Below are 16,947 nucleotides of genomic sequence, written 5' to 3'. Positions count from 1 at the left end.
TTGTTGTTCTACCTGCGTGGTTGAGTTGTCAGAGATGACCGTGGAACGCGCGGCGGGTGAGCAGCTGCAAGTCGCCCAATTCGAGGCGACGGGGGTTGTTGTTGATCAGTCGCGCGGACAGCAGTGACTGCTCGGCAATCCAGTCCAGCTGGCTTTCCTGAACTCCGAGGTCGGCAAGGGTGCGAGGGATGCCGATGCGGTTGAGCAGTTGCCGGGTTTGATGAATGAGCTCATCGACGGCTTGCTCGGGGGATGCCGTCGTGATGCCGATCGCACGGGCTATTGCGACGTAGGCGTGCAGATGGGTTTCGGCGTTGAAGCGCATCACATACGGCAATAACGCCGCCACGCCCAGGCCGTGGGCCGTATGGGTCAGTGCGCCAACCGGATATTGGATCGCATGGGCAGCGGCGGTACCGGCAACGCCAAACGCGAGGCCGGCCTGGAGAGAGCCGAACATCATTTGGCTGCGCGCTTCTCGGTCAGCGCCATTCTCGACCGCCCGCGGCAGGTATTCGAAGATCGCTTTGATGGCGGTGAGGGCGTGCTGGTCGCTGAGCAGGTTTTTCCCAACGAACACACGGCTTTGCGAGAGCAGGGGATCTGCCGGGTTGACCACCGCCGTGAAAGCTTCAATGGCGTGGGTCAGGGCATCGGCGCCGGACAGGGCTGTCAGCCCCGGAGGGCAGGTGACGGTCAGTTCCGGATCACAGAGCGCGATGTGCGGGATGAGGTAAGGCGAAGAGATCCCTACTTTCAGGTCACGCTTCTTGTCGGCCATCACCGCCACCGGCGTCACTTCGGAGCCGGTGCCGGCGGTGGTTGGAATCGCGATGACCGGCAGCACCGGCCCTGGCACCTTCAGTTCTCCGTAATAGTGCTCAAGGGATCCGCCGTGGCTCAGCGAAAGGGCTACCAGCTTGGCCATGTCCAGGCAACTGCCACCGCCCATGCCGATGACGACATCCGGGTTGAACGCGCGGTGTTCCTGCACGCAGGTTTCGATGCCATCGGACGGCAACTCGGGTTGCGTGCCATCGAACACGCGGTAGGCGACACCGTTTCTGGTCAGGTCTTGCAGCATTTCCTCCAGCAACGGCGAAATCGACAAGCGCTCATCGGTGCAGATCAGCGCACGTTGACCCACGTGTGCCGTGACGCGCCCCAGTGCATGACGTTGGCCGTCGCCAAACAGAATCGCGCTTGGGCTGCGCGTCAGGCCGAAATTATTGTTGTTCATTGGGTTCCCCTGTTTCACAAGGCAGGCGGCTTACTCGCCCGCGTAGACTCGAATTTGTTGCCAGACACCGGCGGGTAGGCGAATGCCGTCAACCAGGTTGTGACGGCGAACCTCATGGGCTCGATCGCCCGGCACCAGCACCGGACGGTCAGCCTTGGCCGGTTCGCATTCGCGGATGGCATTGAGGTAGGTGGAGATGGCGTGCGCGGCGTTGTGTGCCGGTTGCAAGACGATGAAAATGTCGCCTTTGTTGCACGGTTGGTCGTTGTCCAGCGTGCCTTTGACGTCGGTGCCCAACCCGCAGCCGGTCAAACTGGCAACCAGCACTTCGATAGCCAGGCCCAGGGCATAACCCTTGGCATCGCCGAACGGGGCAATGGCGCCGTCCCGAGCAGCTTTGGCATCCAGTGTCGGGTTGCCATGGATGTCCAGCGCCCAACCCGGCTGCAGGGCTTGGCCGCGATTGGCGTAGTCGTGCACCTGGCCCATGGAAACCAGGCTGGTGGCCATGTCCAGCACAAAGGGCAGGGGAGTGGCCGGTACGCCGATGGCGATCGGGTTGGTGCCGATCATGGCTTTGCGCCCGCCCCAGGGATGCACGAGTGCCTCGCTGGTAGTCATGGCGATCAGGATCTGGCCCTGTTCGGCAATGCGTTGCGCGTAGAGGGCGAGCATGCCGATGTGATTGCAGTGGCTGACCGTTGCCGCAGCGACGCCGGTTTCCCGAGCTCGCGCCGAAATCTGCGCGAGGGCGTTGAACGCCACGACGGGGCCCAGGCCGTTGCAGCCATCCACTTCAAGCAGGCTTGTGCCGTTCCAGGTCGAGACACCGACGGTATCGGGATCGGCTACTGCGTTTTCAATGCGCTGGATGATGCGAGGCAAGCGTTGCAGGCCGTGAGAGGCACGCCCGCGAAGCTCGGCTTCGAGTAGCAGGTCGGCTTGGATCTTCGCGTTTTCGGGCGAGACGCCGGCCTTTTCGAGGGCCCTGATGCTGGTTGAAAGAGCCAGATCGATGCTGATGGTTTCCAAGCGTTTGCCCTCTTAAATAAAATCCGATCGGAAATACGATTTGATTTAAGCTAATCGGGCGATACCATGGTGTCAACGATTTTTTCGAGAGGCTTGCTGTGGTCACTTCTTCCTTTGCCAACGCCGGTTCATCGTCCGCCCCGGAAATCATTCGCTCGACGTCCCTGGGCGACCAGGTCTACGAAACACTGCTGTCCCAGCTCATTTCTCTGAAGATCGCGCCAGGCAGCCGCATGTCGGTGGATGCTTTGGTGAGGGAGCTGAACGTCTCGCAGACGCCGATCCGCGCGGCATTGATCCGCCTGGAAACCGAAGGGCTGGTGATCAAGACGCATAACGTGGGGTATAGCGCGGCGCCGATGCCTTCGCGTAAGCGCTTCGAAGAGATCTACGATATGCGGCTGATGCTCGAGCCCTACATGGTGGCCAGGGCCTCGAGAAACATGAACGACGAACAGCGCGATACGCTAGTAACGCTGGCACGTCGGATGGAGTCATCCGCCGCCGACGACGCCAAAGTGGCGTATGGGAAGTTTGCCGTGCATGACGCGGACTTCCATGCGTGGATCATCCAGCTCGGCGACAACGATCTGGTCGCCGAAACCTTGTCCCGCCTGCATGCCCACATGCACTTGTTCCGCCTGCGTTTTCATACCCATGTCACGGATGAGGCACGTCTGGAGCATGGGTTGATCGTCGAGGCGCTGCTGGCCGCAGATGCAGAGGCGGCCAGTGATGCGATGAAGGAGCATATCCTCCGTTCTCGCAGTCGCATGGCGCCTATTTTCGAAGCCCTGCCTTAGGTGGGGCAAGCCTTCTTCAGGCCGTGGTCAATGCCTCGCGGTAGGCAAACAACCCAGGCGTGCCGCCCGTCATGATGAACAACACGTTGTCGCCACGGCGATAGCGCCCTTGCCGCAGGTCGGCGACTAGCCCAGCGAACGCTTTGCCCGAGTACACCGGATCGATCAGCAAACCTTCGTAGCGCGCCATCAGGCGAACGGCTTCCACCATGGCCTGGGTCGGTACGCCATAACCTTCACCCAATTGGCTGCCATCAACATGGATGGCCCTTGCGCCTAAATCAGCGTTGTTGCCGAGCAATGCCAGCGTGTCCCGGGCCAGTTGCAATGTGCGGGTCGCACTGGCTGGCTGATCGCTGAGCACGGAATAGGACTTCACCGTCGCCGCGCCTCTGCCCAGGCATTCGAACCCGGCGGCGAGCCCCGCATGGGTACCGGCGCTGCCATTGGGCACGACCACTTGGGTAAAGGCGAGATCGAGTGACGCTTCCTGCCGGACGATTTCCCCGGCGCAGCGCGCATAGCCCAGGCTGCCTGCTGCCGTAGACCCTCCCGTTGGAATCACCAGCACTTTGCGACCTTTTTTGCGCAGTTGCTCAGCCCTGACCTCGGCCATGGTCAACGCGTCAGCGCCTTTGTCCAGCACATGCATTTCGGCACCAAACAGCTGGTCCAGCAGCACGTTGCCGTTGAGTTCATACTCGAGCTCCGTCTTGGGCACCGAGCGTGTGAGTACCAATTCGCAGGCGATTCCCAGCCTTGCGCAGACGGCCGCGGTCAAGCGTGCATGGTTCGACTGAATACCGCCCACGGTGATAATCGTGTCAACGCCTTGTGCAAGCGCAGCCCCCAGGTGAAATTCCAGCTTGCGCAGCTTGTTGCCACCACCGCCGATGAGCATGTGGTCATCACGCTTGAGGAACAGGCCAATGCCTTGTTCGACCAAGCCCAAGTGCTGTTCCAACCGAGACGCCCGCTGAATCGGGGTTGGGCCTTGCAGCAGGTCGGCCTTGGGAAAGGCGCTGAGTGCGGTATCCAGTGGGGTTTGCATGGGGAAAGCCTCGTCGCTCAGGGTGATGACGGATGACTTTATGCACAAACGCGCCAGCAATAAATGGACCGGCCGTTTGCTGTCTACTAACCTGAGGTTAGCAATCTAGCCTTTGCGCTTCACAGTAGAAAAGTAGCGTGAGTTAGTAATAGTCGAACCCGAAGTACTTAATACGCCGCTATCTAACTTATAAAGTTATCGCTCCGATAGTGAGTGTTGACGAACTTAACAGGCGTGCGTATTTTTCTGCAGCCTTGTTGTTAGCGTCGTTTTTTAAGGTGTGAAGATTCGCTCATGAGCAAACTCAGGCAGATGGAAGTATTTGTGGCAGTGGTCGAAGCCGGAAGTTTTGCCGACGCTGCTTTATTGGTGGGCATGTCCGCTGTCATGGTAGGCCGCCACATTCAAAGCCTGGAAACCACACTCAACACCAAATTGATTCAAAGAACAACGCGACGTCAATCGGTGACGGGCGAGGGCCGGCTGTTTTACGAGGAAGCCAAACTCGCGTTGGAGCAGGTCAAGTATGCCTACAGCCTGGTCGAGGCCTCCACCGGCAAGCCCAGCGGGTTGTTGCGCATCACCGCGCCCATGACCTTGGGGGTTTCCCTGGTGGCGCCGTTGGTCTCGGACTTTATGCGCGCTTACCCGGACATCCAGATCGAGTTGATCCTGAGCAACGAGGTCATGGACCTGTATGAAAGCTCATTCGATATAGGCTTCAGGATTTCCGAACTGATCGAAGCCAATCTGATTGCCAAGCCGCTTCCGCCTTATCGCATGGTGATCTGTGCGGCGCCTCAGTACCTCCAGGCGCGGCAAACACCCACCACGCCCGAGGATTTGCGTACGCACGATATTCTGACGCACACCTCCTGGAGCAACACATTTGCCTGGTCGCTGAAAAGCGGCGATGCGGAGTTTCCCTGGCCAGAGCGGGCAGTGCTCAAGAGCAATGACGGCCAGGTGTTGCTCCAGGCCGCCATTGCAGGTAACGGCATACTGATGCAGCCCGACTTTCTGGTCGCCAATGCCGTTAAAGACGGCAAGCTGGTCAGCATCATGGAGGCATTTTTGCCTGAGCCCAAGCCGGTACAAATTGTGTACCCGCGCCAGAAAAAGTCCCTGCCCAAGCTGGCGGCTTTTGTCGACTTCGTCATGGCCCGCCTGGGCTAACGCGTGTTTTCGCCCAGGTTGTCAGGCGGGATGTTGTACATCCGCAAAGCTTCTGCCATGACCCGACTGAACACCGGAGCCGCTACCAGCCCGCCAAAATAGCCGTTTTTGCGTGGGTTATCGATGACCACCACAATGGCAAACCGAGGATCCTGCACGGGCGCAAAACCCGCGAAGACGGAGCGGTAGGCGTTCGCTGTGTAGCCCTTTACGCCGGTACTGGTTTTGCGCGCCGTGCCGCTTTTACCGGCCACATGGTAGCCAGGCACCTTGGCCCGGAATATGCCCTTGGGGGCTTCGATGACTTGTTGCAGCATGTGCTTGAGGGTATCCGCGACGGTGGCTGGAATCACCTGGACGGAGGCGGGCGCCGAGGACCGCCGAAGCAGGGTGATCGGCACGCTTTTGCCACCGTCCGCCAGGATCGCGTAGGCCTTGGCCAATTGGACGGCCGTGACAGATAACCCATACCCATATGAAAGCGTCGCGGTCTCGGCCGGGCGCCATTCCCGGTAATTGGGCAAGTTGCCGGCGCGCTCACCGGGAAAACCCAGCCCGGTTTCCTGCCCCAGGCCGACACGGCGCATCAGGTCGAAGACCTTTTCACCGCCGATATCGAATGCCACTTTGCTCATTCCCACGTTGCTCGAGCGGATCAGGATGCCGGTCATGTCCAGCACCGGCCCCTGGGTCCTGGACAGATCTCGGATCGTATACCGGCCGATCTTGAGAATCCCCGAACCGACCTCGACGGTATCGGTAGGCTTCCAGCGCCCGGACTCCAGCGCCGCGCTCATGGAAAAGGGCTTCATCGTCGAGGCCGGTTCAAACACATCAATCAAGGCCCGGTTGCGCATCATCACCGGTTGGAGATGGCTTCGGTTGTTGGGGTTGTAGGTGGGGTAATTGACCATGGCCAGCACCTCCCCGGTGCGGACATCCATGATGACCACGCTGCCGGCGAAGGCATCATTGGCGCTGATGGCGTCCTGAAGCTCCCGGTTTGCCATGTATTGCAAGCGCAGGTCCAGCGACAACGCCAGGTCCTGCCCTGGCCTTGCCGGCTTGGCGGTACCCAGGTCGCGGATCAGGCTGCCACGCCGGTCCTTCAGGACTTGCTGGCGTCCCGCAACCCCTTTCAACACATTGTCGAACGCCAATTCGATGCCTTCGCTGCCTTTGTCGTCGAGGTCGGTGAACCCCACGACATGGGCGGTCAGAGCACCTGCCGGATAGAAACGACGGGATTCCTCCAGGCTGTACACGCCGGGGATGTGGTTGTCATGGACCCCGTGGGTGATCGCATCGGCTTTGTCCGGTGGCAGGCGCCGGCTCAGGTAAACAAACTCTTTATGCGCGTTTTTTTCCAGGAACGCGGCCAGCCGGGGTTCAGGTATTTCCAGCAGCGCCGCCAGCAACGGCCATTTGTCTTGCGCAATGGCAAGCTCCCTGGCATTGGCCCAAAAGGAAATGACGGGGGTACTGACAGCCAGCGGTTCGCCATTTCTGTCGGTGATCAGGCCGCGCTGGGCGGGGAGTGGGAGATGGCGCAGGCTGCGGGCATCCCCTTGTTTTATCAGGAACTGCCGGTTGATGACCTGCAAGTCGAGGATGCGCCAGGAGATTAAAGCGACCAGCGCTGCAAAGAGTGAGATGACCACTCGAAAGCGCCAGGGGGATTCAGTGACAGACGGGTTCATAGAAATGGCTTACTGGCTAAACCATTCAGGCGTGACGATATTGAGTTTTTCCAGGGTGGCGGAGTTAATGCTGCCGGTGATATTCAACTCCAGGTCCATTTGAAACAGGAACAGCGCGGTTTCGGTCTCCTGCCCGACGATGCCATCGATCTCCCCGGCGTAATACTCCCGCTCGGCCAGGGCCTTTTGTACGCAAACAATCAAGGCAACGCCCTGGCGTGAGGCCAGTGCATCAGACAGTAAGTAAGGGGTCGTGTAATACGGCTGTTGCATGTTCTTCTTTAGTGAATCGGCAACGTTATACAGCCCATAGGCAGGGACAGGTGCCTGGGAGGCTTGAGTGCATGTCGCAACTAACAAACAGCCAGACAGTACAGCGCCGTGAACCCTAACCCTGTTGCGTATCCTATTCACGGTACTGCCTCGTTGCGTTGATTTGAAAGCGTGTATCGGTTTTACGATACAGCAGGGATACACGCTAAAAAACGCAGCACGGGTACTTTTTGAATTAACCGCTGGTTTGGAATGAGTGCGAGATAAAACGGCGGCGCCTGCCAATGTCCTTGACGGACTCGACCAAGGCCCTGAGGGGGCCTTCGGATTTGTCGTAAAAGGCATAGAACCGTGCGCAGGCCAGGGGCGGTAGACCTTCAGCTGCCCCCAGCTCTTTAATACCTTCGCGCAGTTGGCTACGGGCCAAGGGTGCAACGGCAAAACCGGCCAGGGCGGCGGAAATGCACCCGGCCATGCTGCTGCTCTCGAATGCCAGCCGCCAAGGTCGCCCTGCACCCGACAATGCGCGGATGGCGGCTTCACGATACACGCAGGGCTCCGGGAATACCGCCAGTGGAACAGGGCTGTCGTCAGTGAGTACGGCCTTTGAATTGAACGCCCACACCAGCGGTTCTTCCCACAACAGATCGCCTTCATCCGTTACTCGGCTGCACTGTTTGCCGAACACCACATCGAGTTTGCCTTGCTGCTGCTGTTGCAGTAGATCGGAGGTGATGCCGACTTTCATTTCAATGGCCGTGCGCGGAAAACTGCGCCCGAAGGCTTGCAGTACCTCGGCCAACCACGTGCCTGCGAAGTCCTCGGAAGAGCCAACACGGATTCGGCCCTCGACATGCGAGCCGCGCAACTTTGCGCGAAACTCCCGTTCCAGCGAGGTGATGTTTCGTGCGTAGGTGTAAAGCAATTCTCCCTCGGGGGTCAGCGCCAGACGGCGGGTTGTCCGGGTCAGCAGCCGGACCCCGACGTCGTCCTCCAGACGCTTGATATGGCCACTGACGGCCGAAGGCGTGATGGCCAGTACCTCTGCTGCTGAGGCGAAACTGCTTGAATCGACCACCGTCAAAAAGGTCCGCAGCAGGGAGAGATCCAGGGAAACGGCGGGATTGTCCAGGCTCACGGCATTCACCTCAAAAAGTTGTCAATCAATCGTGATTCATCATGAATCAGTTTGTTTCGCGGCGATAGCATCTGTCTGAGCTAATCGCCTGGAGCCTGAACCATCATGAATTACGCCTTTGTGTCCACACCGCTGTTGAACGTCGGTTATCTGGAATGGAACCCCGGCTCGAACAGAGTCGCCGTACTGGTGCATGGCTGGCCGGACAGTCCTGAAACCTGGATGCGCACCGCAACAGCCTTGGCCGATGCCGGCTTTCGCATATTGGCGCCGGCACTGCGGGGGTTCGCGCCCACCACGTTCCGTGACCTCGACACACCACGCAGTGGCGCATTGGCAACCTTGGGGCTGGACCTGCTGGATTTCATCGACGCCCTGGATTTGCAAGCGCCCGTGCTGGTCGGCCATGACTGGGGAGCCAGGGCTGTTGCCAACGCCTGCGGGCTCCGGCCGGGTGTTGCTTCGGCCTTGGTGATGGTGTCGGTGGGCTACGGGACCAATGATCCTCATCAACCCATTTCCCTCCAGCAAGCGCGAAATTACTGGTATCACTGGTTTATGGCGACACCCAGGGGGCGCGAAACAGTTGAACAGAATCGGCATGAATTCGCCCGCACTCTGTGGGAGACCTGGTCACCTGCCGGATGGTTTACGGAGGACGATTTCCAGACCGCCAGCCGTGCATTCGAGGGGCCGGATTGGGCGGAGGTGGTGTTGCATTCCTACCGCCATCGATGGGGATTCGTTGACGGCGATGCGGTATCGGATGCCGCAGATTTGAAACTGATTCCAGCCCCGATCCTGTCGCTACCAACCCTGGTCCTGCATGGCGGTGCCGATACGTGCAATCACCCAGACAGCTCCAAAGGCCGTGAAGCGTTCTTTTCCGGGCACTACGAACGGGTCGTTATCGAGGGGGTGGGGCATTTTCCACAGCGCGAGGCGCCTGAATTGATCGCCTATGAAATCTTGAGATTTCTGCAGCAAGCAGCCCGGCTCGCTTAAACCCTGCGGTTTTATTCAGTTTTGTTCCAGCGCCCTCGACAGCCATTGATCAACCGGGGCGTTGGAACTTTTTTTGCCAGCAAGGAAAGCGGAGCGGGGCGCTTTACTCTTTGACGTCCATGAACTCTTCAGCCCACGCCACGTAGTTTTCCGGCAAGGTGTAGGTGTGCGTCAACTCGGTAGCACTGAGGTTATCGGTGCTGTGGGTCAACTGGCGTTGGGCACGCAGGCTGTCATAAGTCGCCTTGATCGCGGCAAAGTAAGCGCCGTGGCCAGCAACCACCACACGCACGCCGAGACTTGCCAGGCGCTTGGCATCATTGAGCTTGGGGTTACCGTAAGTCACCAGCATCAGTGGCACCGTCAGGTTCTCCGCGATCTTCTCCAGATGCTCGAAGTCCGCTACACCGACCATGCAAATCCCATCGGCGCCGGCTTTCTGATACGCCAGGGTGCGCTCGATGACGGCTTCGGTCGGCAGCACACCGGCATTGGTCCGGGCAATGATCGACAGCTGCGGATCAACACGGGCTTCCAGCGCGGCGCGGACTTTACCGATGCCTTCTTCGATGGAGATCAGGTCAGTGGACTTGCGGCCGAACTGCGCGGGCAGCAACGTGTCTTCAATGGTCAACGCGGCCACACCGGCACGCTCAAGCTCTTCGACGGTGCGCATCACGTTCAGCGCGTTACCGTAGCCGTGGTCGGCGTCGGCAATGAACGGCAGTTGGGCGACACGCCCGATACGTGTGGCTTGCTCAACGAACTCACTCAGGGTGATCAGCGCGAAATCGGGTGCGGCCAATACCTGCAACGACGCAACGGAGCCACCGAGGATGCCGACTTCGAAACCCAGGTCAGCGGCAATGCGCGCCGACATCGGGTCAAAGACGGAAGCGGTTTCAACGCAGGTTGGGGTGGCAAGCAATTCACGGAAGGTACGGCGCAGGGCTGAGTGAGAAATCTTTGGCATGGGCTTTCCTGGTTCTGGTCATCGTCTTGTGACGATCAATGTCTATTCGTGGTGGGGCGAGATTAACATGCGGGTGGAGGGGAGATGATGACGTTTCAGCATTAGGGTGGGGGCTAATGCCAGGATGAGCTGATTGAATTCCAGAAATGCAGTTAGAGTGGTCAGCATTGCCTCAAGTGCTGTGTGAAAAATGAACTCTACGTTTTTTGTTTCTTTGGACGGGCCTAAAGGCACCGGCAAAACCACGCTGCTGGAGGCCGTAACGGCAGCGCTGAGGGCAGACAATAAGAAAGTCATCCGACTGTGCGAGAGAAAAAGCGATCCGTACAGAAGGGAAACCATGGCGATTGTTAACGAACTGGCCAGGAATTCTTCGCAGGAAATGGAATGGGCTGTGTGCGAACGCTTTGCTGACAGTCGTAGCTGGATTTCCCGGAACGTGCTGGCTCAGCAGCCGCGGGGCAGCATTATCCTGATGGATCGCTGGTATCCGTCTGATGCTGCGTTTAGACACACCATCCCATTTGCAGAGATTCTCCAGATGAATCTGGAGCGCAACGTGCGAGTGCCGGATCTGCATGTTGGAGTCGTCACCGCGCCGGATATTTCATGGGCAAGGGCAACGGCACGATCACGTGGATTGGGTGGCACGGTGATCCACAAGTACTCAGAGCATGTCGTGTGTACCGAGAGGTTCGAGAGAGCCGTTGCAGATCATGGTTGGGTGCTGTGCCGCAATGAAGGTACGGTCGAAGATGCGGTGAAGCAGGTAGTGGCTGAGATCCGGAAAATAGTGCGGTGATACGAACAGCCAGATACGGAATTTAACAAGTGGGCGATGTCAGATGTTCATAAGCAGCTCATGAGCCTGAAACTACTGGCTAACTGCTCTAGAGATCAACGCGCCTGTTCATCAATTGATGTTCATAGACCCAGTTTCCCCGACATCCCTAGCCTCGCCGCCCCGACCTCTCACGGTCCCAGTCCAGAGGCTGATGGATGCCAGTTCAAAAAATATGCTTTGGGACTTGGTTGAAAATCTGGCAGAACTTGGCAGGCTCAGAATTGAGCAGCGTGGTTTGCCCCGGCGCGGTTCGCTCATGGCACCTCCCAACAGCCTAAATTGTTAGGCTCGAAGGTCTCTAGAGAATCCGGGGCGATTCAAAGTGACTGAAGTGATCGGCTTCACAGTGATGAGCGTTTGTGTCAGAAAGGGGAATCGATTCAGATGATACATAAATCTTAAACTCGATGTGAGCAGCCTGATGACGCTTAACCTCCTTCAGGCGGGTGTTTTGAGTTCTGGCTAAGATAATGAAAATTAATCATCTATAATCGCAAATCAGATCAGAACTGCGAAACGATAAAGCAGACTGGAGGGCAAAACACGCTTGAAAGAGAACGTGCAAGAGCGGCAACGGTTCAGGGCCACAACTTCACCGTCATGGCCATGGCTTCGCATCGCAATGACAACGTACTTGGCCATGCGATGAAATCACGCTGTCTTTTCTCACCCACACCGTCGGATCAAAAATTGTTCTGTTGCGTGGGAGGCGTTGTTGTGAACCGGAAGAGGTCATATGGGTAAGAAGTCTCGTGCCAAAAAGGAACGAAAGCTCGCTAGCGCAGCGATAGACCCGGCTGCATTTTTGCGCCAAATATCCAGTTCCCAAGAGCGGAACACCACCCGCAAAGGAGCTGCAGAGCTCTTTTCCGAACAGTTGAAAGCAACGCGTACGTTGTTTCATCAGTACAGCCGCATTGATGTGGCGCTGGCGTTAAGCGTTTCAGAGCTGTGGCCTGCCAACACCGCCAGCCCGGTCAAACACATCTTCGCCTGGCGGGTGCTGTTGGAGCTCCAGGAGGATTCTGTCAGTGCAAAGGCCATCGTCAGTTATGCCGATTTCAAAGATTTCACAGAAGCGCTGTACGCGGTCTGGCCTGAGTTTCCAATGCTCGAAGATTTTTTGCCAGAGGCCGATTGGGGCCAGGTCAAAGCGCGCCTCGGCCGCCATTTCGTTCCCATGTTCTACGGCAGTTGCATTGAGCGCACGCCTGATTTTGTAGAAGCTTTCCGAATCACGTATGCACACGCTCCTGAAGCGCTCGCATACATGGATCTGGTAATCGCTCTTCAATCGCAAATCATCCATTCATATCCTCATCAACTGGGAGCTACCGAGACCGAGACTGGGCATATCGAAATCGTCCCTGAGACTTTCTGGCTGGCTTGCGAGCCCATGCTGAATGAACTCGGGCGTGATCTTGCCAAGTGGCGGGCGAAGGCAGGCACTTTTCTGGATGCGGCACTGGGGGGATTTACAACACCACTGACGTGGGATAGTTTCGGAAACTCTGTGATGGAGGGTAGTGCGCTGCCATTTCTCGCGCTGGATGCTCAGGACGTTTGGTTTCCTATGTCCGTGCGCAATGCGCCAGGCGTCCTGATTGATCACTGGGCTCGCAGCAGCACTGGCAATGTGAGCGTTCAAGCGCATCGAAAGCTCGCATTGTTCGTTGCCGAGCGATTTGTAGAGACAGTGATGGGACCTTTGACGCTGCTGGTTGACGGCAAGGTTTGCAAAGATCTGCCCGTCAGCTGCATCGTCTCTGATGATTCGGGCGTGTACCTAGTCTGCGCGTGCGATCACGCATCGGTTGAGCGGCTTGCTGCCACGGCAGCAGATGTTTATGCCAAAGTGAGGCGCAGAGCCTCTCTATCGTTTCGGTTCGCGGGCGAGCAGGGCGCTGAATTGTCCCAGAATGGGCCAGACCTCACCGCTGACAAGCTTCATATCATCCTCGTCCCGACGTTGAAGGGCACGGGTTTTGGGATGATTGACCTGCCGAAACCACCCACACGATTAATCCCGTTGGCAGACTTCATCTCCATTTTCGATAGTCTCCGGGATCTGGATGATCTGCACCATTACTGGCGATACGTTGACGATCAGGCACGTACGGTCGGCCCGTTTTCTCGCGGATCGGTTGATCTGTTTGCGTCCTACCGGGATACCCATGGCGTATTGGTCGATGGCGCTATTGCACCGAACTTCATCGGACTGGATCCGCACTGGGGAACCTCCTGGCGCTTCATCGTGCTTTCGGATTTCTGGTCACAGGCACCGGCGATATTCCCGGATGGTTCATCCGGGTGGCAGCTGTTCTCCCAGACCACTGGAGTAACCGGGCTCCACTCGAGGCACCATCACGTGGCCGCGTACTCAACCTCGATTGGCGCCAGTACCTTTCAGGCCATGCTTGAAGTACCCGGCGGCATGAGTCGCGAAGAGGCTCGCATTATTGATCTGTTCGCACAGCTTCTTGTGGATTGCGGATACCGTTGCGGCGAGCTGCTGCCGGACGTCGCGCTATTTCAGCAGCCGCATATCCTGTTTTCTTGCACGCCGGATGCTTTTGGCGCTGTGGAGATGATTGAAGTCCCCAGGCCCCTTGGCGAATTTGCATCCGTGGTCACGTCACTTGTAGCAGATGACTCGCACCCTGGCCTGTTTCATCTGAAAATCGATATCGCCGCAGTGCTTGCCGGCCTCAACGGCGCCGTAGACGGCACATTCGAGGTCCGCTGCCTGCTGGAAGTGCTTGAGAAGTGTCATGCAGCCATGGGCCTGCGTTTGCCAGACGCTCTAGAACAACGCGTCGCACCTCGAACCATGCAAGCTGCTCGATATCAGCTGAACGTGGTCGTCAGGCGCGTAGACGTTCCTGACCACGTGGTTCCCATCGGACCTTCGCTATCGGACTACAAGCGCGCTCGCAAACAACTGGCCAAAGAAATCCAGTCGCTTGGACTGGTGCCAGGTCGTTACGAACTGTCGGAAGCAAAAACCAGAATTGACCCTGCAGGAGCTAGCCTTCGCAGTCATCTCGAACGCCGGCTCGCATCGCTCGACAGGCATCAGTTGATACAGGCGTGCGTGGAGCAGCACGAGGCACACCTTGTAGCCGAAAGGCAAAAAATCGAGCGTGCACGCCAAAGCCTTAGTCATGCCGTGGATTACGATCGCTTGGATGCGATCGAAGAGGCACGCAAAGACTTTGGCGTAATGGCTCGGCACTATCGATACCTACTGGAAAAAACGCTGAGCTCGCCAATGACGGGGGACGGCGAAGTGACAAAGGAGGCTCTACAGGAACTGATTGGTCTTGTTGACTGGCTGATGGTGCTGACCGGCGCCAGCAACGTCCTTCACAACGGGATAGACGTGGGAGGCGTCGAGATCGATGACGCTTATATCCCCACCGTATTTTATTCACAAGGCTCAGATGACCGAGAGACTACCTTCGCACGAGAATACGCCAGGATCAGGCTGGGGCAGGGTGCAAACAAGCAAGATGCAGTTGAAGGTGAGTCTGAAGAGCTGCTGTCCTCTGAGCCGCTTAAACGTGCTTTCATCGCTGACGTAGGCTTCGATTTGGACACTTTGATTGTCGCGCTCACCGTCTTGTCACAAGCTCAGCGACACGGCTTTGCGAGTGAATTGTCGCTTTCTTACACGGCAACACCTAGTCACGTCGCCCAAGGGCTGGTAGACAGCATCGACGATCTTGATCTCGTCGACGCCGAGAAAATTGTGGCCTTTCTGACGTTATCGGACTCTGGCATTCGCAGGCTGGCTGAGAAAGACGTGGACGAAGGCGATGTTCCCTATTGGGAACATAACAAGCGGATTCATCGCTACACCATTCGACCCTTGGTACGTGATGGCGAGAATCTAAGATGGGGAGCAGAGACGGCCAGCCGAGCGATGAACCTCTGGATGTCAACGGTACGGGATGGCTACCTACCCGCAGATTTCGGCTGGCAACACGTCGAGCCTGTTATCCGTGGCGTGAAAGAAAGCATTGAAAAACGCCTGGAGCACCGGACGGAGGAAATCTTTCTTCGTCATACCCCATACGTTTGGAGGGGCATTGATTTTTTCAAGCGCTTTCGAAAAGAGGGCTTTGAAGATGTGGGCGACTTCGATGTCTTGGCGTATTGGCCAGAGACCAATGTGATCGCGACCGTAGAGTGCAAGTACAACCAGCCGCCCTTTACGGTCAAGGATGGTCGCCGGTTGCGCGATCGCATCTTTGGTAAGGCCGAAGATGACAAGGCAGGGCAATTCAGTCGAATCTTGAGGCGTAGGCAGTTTCTTGAAAAGCATCGGTCACGAATGCTTGAGCTGCTGGAGTGGCCGCAATCCAGCGTTGAAGTCTGCGAAGACGTCGAGCTTTATGTGAGTCGCGACCTGTACTACTGGATGGTTCATACACCGTACCCTGTTTCCACCCGATTTGTTCAGGTGGATACCCTGGACACCTGGATCAAGACCGAGCTCCTCGGCGTCGGTCAGCCCGATGTTGAAGAGGCGACCGGGAGGAAAACGGGATCGAGTTAATGAATGATTCTGACAACGGTTGAGTGGCTTGAAGAGGGGGTGGCGAACCGCTCTCTCTCTACGAGGGACTCACAAGCGTCGGAGTCACCGAGTCAGGTTGGTGGAGCGCCGGCGATGCAGCGGTAACCGGAAGCTTACTCGCCAACCGCATAGCATGTGCGTAAGCATTCAAAGGTGACGTATGGACCTTAAGCTATTCAAAAACAGATGGAGCGTGAGAGGGCCGCTGCTCTCGAAGGAAAAGCATGCCTGCTTTACCGCGTATCCGAACAGTCGTAGGAGAGCGCCTCGTGCGCTCTCATTGATGCCATGGACGCCACGCGGATGATCATAATGGGATTTCCTGAAAATAAAGCGATTGGACTTGGCATTGCCCATCGGCTTTATCCCGCAGGCCCGATACATATCGATCTTCGGGTGCCAGAACGCGGCCTTTATTTTCGCTTTGCTTGGGGTGAAGGGCATGGGCTTGACGTCAGGGGACGTACCGTCCGACTGGCGAATGAGCTCTTTTCAATCGCGCAGCTGAGCGAGCTGTTCAGCTGGCTCCATGACTGGGAACGGTTCATGGCCATCAAGTTCGAACCCGCTGACGCCATGGATGCAGATTTCATTCGCAGAATTACCCAGAGCTCTGACGAACTGTACCCAGAGGCCAAATCCACGGCCCTGGAATACTACGGATCTGCGGAACGAACCGAGCCTGAGTGGGTAGGCATCCTGGGTAGCACAAGCCCCAACCACGCCATATTCATCAATATGTTCAAGACCAAAGAGGGTTTTGGCCTTGCTGCCACAGCACATTCCGCCATCGTGAACATCCTGAAGCAGAAAGTGAGCTCTCAAGACGATCTGATCGACCAGAACGTGGTGGACAATATTCAGACGGTTATCAGTACCTTCGATCAGGGCCAAAAAAACCTTCTGGGCACAGACATCAGGACGCTGATCTATTCAGCCGACACCATCAATCGCACACCACCCGTCGCGGATCCGGAATCTGAGCGCCGGGAACCCACCGATTCGCCGGAGTCATAAAGTCCACCAACAAGCAGGCAAAGAGCCGTGTTCGCAATGAACCGCTGACGGCGTTACCTGCTCGTTTTTCTGAACGATGCACGCCCGACCCATTCATTCGACGGAGTAGAGCT

Annotated in this window: 13 protein-coding genes; 6 read left to right on the top strand and 7 right to left on the bottom strand. The window is 57.4% G+C overall.

The features are described from left to right. Window positions 1-28: 28 nt before the first annotated feature. Window positions 29-1,240, bottom strand: a complete 1,212-nt coding sequence (locus HX812_RS24585; RefSeq protein WP_038843310.1) for an iron-containing alcohol dehydrogenase — start codon at window positions 1,238-1,240, stop codon at window positions 29-31. 30 nt (window positions 1,241-1,270) lie between these two features. Next, a complete protein-coding gene (locus tag HX812_RS24580; RefSeq protein ID WP_038843312.1) occupies window positions 1,271-2,272 on the bottom strand; it encodes an Ldh family oxidoreductase in 1,002 nt (333 codons plus the stop codon). A 98-nt stretch (window positions 2,273-2,370) separates the two neighbouring features. Here HX812_RS24580 and HX812_RS24575 point away from each other — a divergent pair, with 98 nt between their 5' ends. Further along, window positions 2,371-3,075, top strand: coding sequence for a GntR family transcriptional regulator (locus HX812_RS24575; RefSeq protein WP_038843315.1), 705 nt, complete (start codon window positions 2,371-2,373; stop codon window positions 3,073-3,075). A gap of 16 nt (window positions 3,076-3,091) precedes the next feature. On the opposite strand, the gene HX812_RS24570 is transcribed toward HX812_RS24575, so the two are convergent. Next, window positions 3,092-4,126, bottom strand: a complete 1,035-nt coding sequence (locus HX812_RS24570) for a D-cysteine desulfhydrase family protein (RefSeq protein ID WP_038843318.1) — start codon at window positions 4,124-4,126, stop codon at window positions 3,092-3,094. Window positions 4,127-4,420: 294 nt separating this feature from the next. On the opposite strand from HX812_RS24570, the gene HX812_RS24565 reads away from it, so the two are divergent. Continuing rightward, window positions 4,421-5,302, top strand: a complete 882-nt coding sequence (locus HX812_RS24565) for a LysR family transcriptional regulator (protein WP_038843320.1) — start codon at window positions 4,421-4,423, stop codon at window positions 5,300-5,302. On the opposite strand, the gene HX812_RS24560 is transcribed toward HX812_RS24565, so the two are convergent. The 3 genes from HX812_RS24560 to HX812_RS24550 form a co-directional block, all read right to left on the bottom strand. Beyond that, the gene (locus HX812_RS24560; RefSeq protein WP_038843322.1) at window positions 5,299-7,002 is read right to left on the bottom strand and encodes a penicillin-binding protein 2; all 1,704 of its coding nucleotides are present in this window, start codon (window positions 7,000-7,002) and stop codon (window positions 5,299-5,301) included. The genes HX812_RS24565 and HX812_RS24560 overlap by 4 nt on opposite strands. Before the next feature lie 9 nt (window positions 7,003-7,011). Then, window positions 7,012-7,275 carry a peptidoglycan-binding protein gene (locus HX812_RS24555; protein ID WP_038843324.1) on the bottom strand — a complete coding sequence of 88 codons (264 nt, stop codon included), beginning with the start codon at window positions 7,273-7,275 and terminating at the stop codon, window positions 7,012-7,014. Window positions 7,276-7,510: 235 nt separating this feature from the next. Beyond that, window positions 7,511-8,413 carry a LysR substrate-binding domain-containing protein gene (locus tag HX812_RS24550; RefSeq protein ID WP_038843360.1) on the bottom strand — a complete coding sequence of 301 codons (903 nt, stop codon included), beginning with the start codon at window positions 8,411-8,413 and terminating at the stop codon, window positions 7,511-7,513. Window positions 8,414-8,518: 105 nt separating this feature from the next. Here HX812_RS24550 and HX812_RS24545 point away from each other — a divergent pair, with 105 nt between their 5' ends. Continuing rightward, window positions 8,519-9,418, top strand: a complete 900-nt coding sequence (locus HX812_RS24545) for an alpha/beta fold hydrolase (protein WP_080642341.1) — start codon at window positions 8,519-8,521, stop codon at window positions 9,416-9,418. 103 nt (window positions 9,419-9,521) lie between these two features. On the opposite strand, the gene HX812_RS24540 is transcribed toward HX812_RS24545, so the two are convergent. Continuing rightward, a complete protein-coding gene (locus HX812_RS24540; protein WP_038843328.1) occupies window positions 9,522-10,391 on the bottom strand; it encodes an oxaloacetate decarboxylase in 870 nt (289 codons plus the stop codon). Window positions 10,392-10,581: 190 nt separating this feature from the next. Here HX812_RS24540 and HX812_RS24535 point away from each other — a divergent pair, with 190 nt between their 5' ends. The 3 genes from HX812_RS24535 to HX812_RS24525 all read left to right on the top strand — a co-directional run bounded on the left by HX812_RS24535 (window position 10,582) and on the right by HX812_RS24525 (window position 16,834). Then, window positions 10,582-11,193, top strand: coding sequence for a dTMP kinase (locus tag HX812_RS24535; protein ID WP_038843329.1), 612 nt, complete (start codon window positions 10,582-10,584; stop codon window positions 11,191-11,193). Window positions 11,194-11,971: 778 nt separating this feature from the next. Next, window positions 11,972-15,796, top strand: a complete 3,825-nt coding sequence (locus HX812_RS24530; RefSeq protein ID WP_038843332.1) for a hypothetical protein — start codon at window positions 11,972-11,974, stop codon at window positions 15,794-15,796. Window positions 15,797-16,129: 333 nt separating this feature from the next. Beyond that, window positions 16,130-16,834, top strand: a complete 705-nt coding sequence (locus HX812_RS24525) for a hypothetical protein (RefSeq protein WP_152514688.1) — start codon at window positions 16,130-16,132, stop codon at window positions 16,832-16,834. The last annotated feature ends 113 nt before the right edge of the window (window positions 16,835-16,947 follow it).

The organism is Pseudomonas sp. IPO3749 (assembly GCF_013386605.1).
In the GTDB taxonomy this organism is placed as follows: Bacteria; Pseudomonadota; Gammaproteobacteria; order Pseudomonadales; family Pseudomonadaceae; genus Aquipseudomonas; species Aquipseudomonas azotoformans_A.
Note: the sequence above shows the minus strand (reverse complement) of the source record. Positions and strands in the feature narration are given on the sequence as shown.

What these genes read in the sequence shown, in the direction of transcription:
- HX812_RS24540 (WP_038843328.1), bottom strand. Translation starts at nt 10,391, where the DNA reads ATGCCAAAGATTTCTCACTCAGCCCTGCGCCGTACCTTCCGTGAATTG.
- HX812_RS24560 (WP_038843322.1), bottom strand. Translation starts at nt 7,002, where the DNA reads ATGAACCCGTCTGTCACTGAATCCCCCTGGCGCTTTCGAGTGGTCATC.
- HX812_RS24535 (WP_038843329.1), top strand. Translation starts at nt 10,582, where the DNA reads ATGAACTCTACGTTTTTTGTTTCTTTGGACGGGCCTAAAGGCACCGGC.
- HX812_RS24555 (WP_038843324.1), bottom strand. Translation starts at nt 7,275, where the DNA reads ATGCAACAGCCGTATTACACGACCCCTTACTTACTGTCTGATGCACTG.
- HX812_RS24530 (WP_038843332.1), top strand. Translation starts at nt 11,972, where the DNA reads ATGGGTAAGAAGTCTCGTGCCAAAAAGGAACGAAAGCTCGCTAGCGCA.
- HX812_RS24565 (WP_038843320.1), top strand. Translation starts at nt 4,421, where the DNA reads ATGAGCAAACTCAGGCAGATGGAAGTATTTGTGGCAGTGGTCGAAGCC.
- HX812_RS24545 (WP_080642341.1), top strand. Translation starts at nt 8,519, where the DNA reads ATGAATTACGCCTTTGTGTCCACACCGCTGTTGAACGTCGGTTATCTG.
- HX812_RS24570 (WP_038843318.1), bottom strand. Translation starts at nt 4,126, where the DNA reads ATGCAAACCCCACTGGATACCGCACTCAGCGCCTTTCCCAAGGCCGAC.
- HX812_RS24585 (WP_038843310.1), bottom strand. Translation starts at nt 1,240, where the DNA reads ATGAACAACAATAATTTCGGCCTGACGCGCAGCCCAAGCGCGATTCTG.
- HX812_RS24525 (WP_152514688.1), top strand. Translation starts at nt 16,130, where the DNA reads ATGGGATTTCCTGAAAATAAAGCGATTGGACTTGGCATTGCCCATCGG.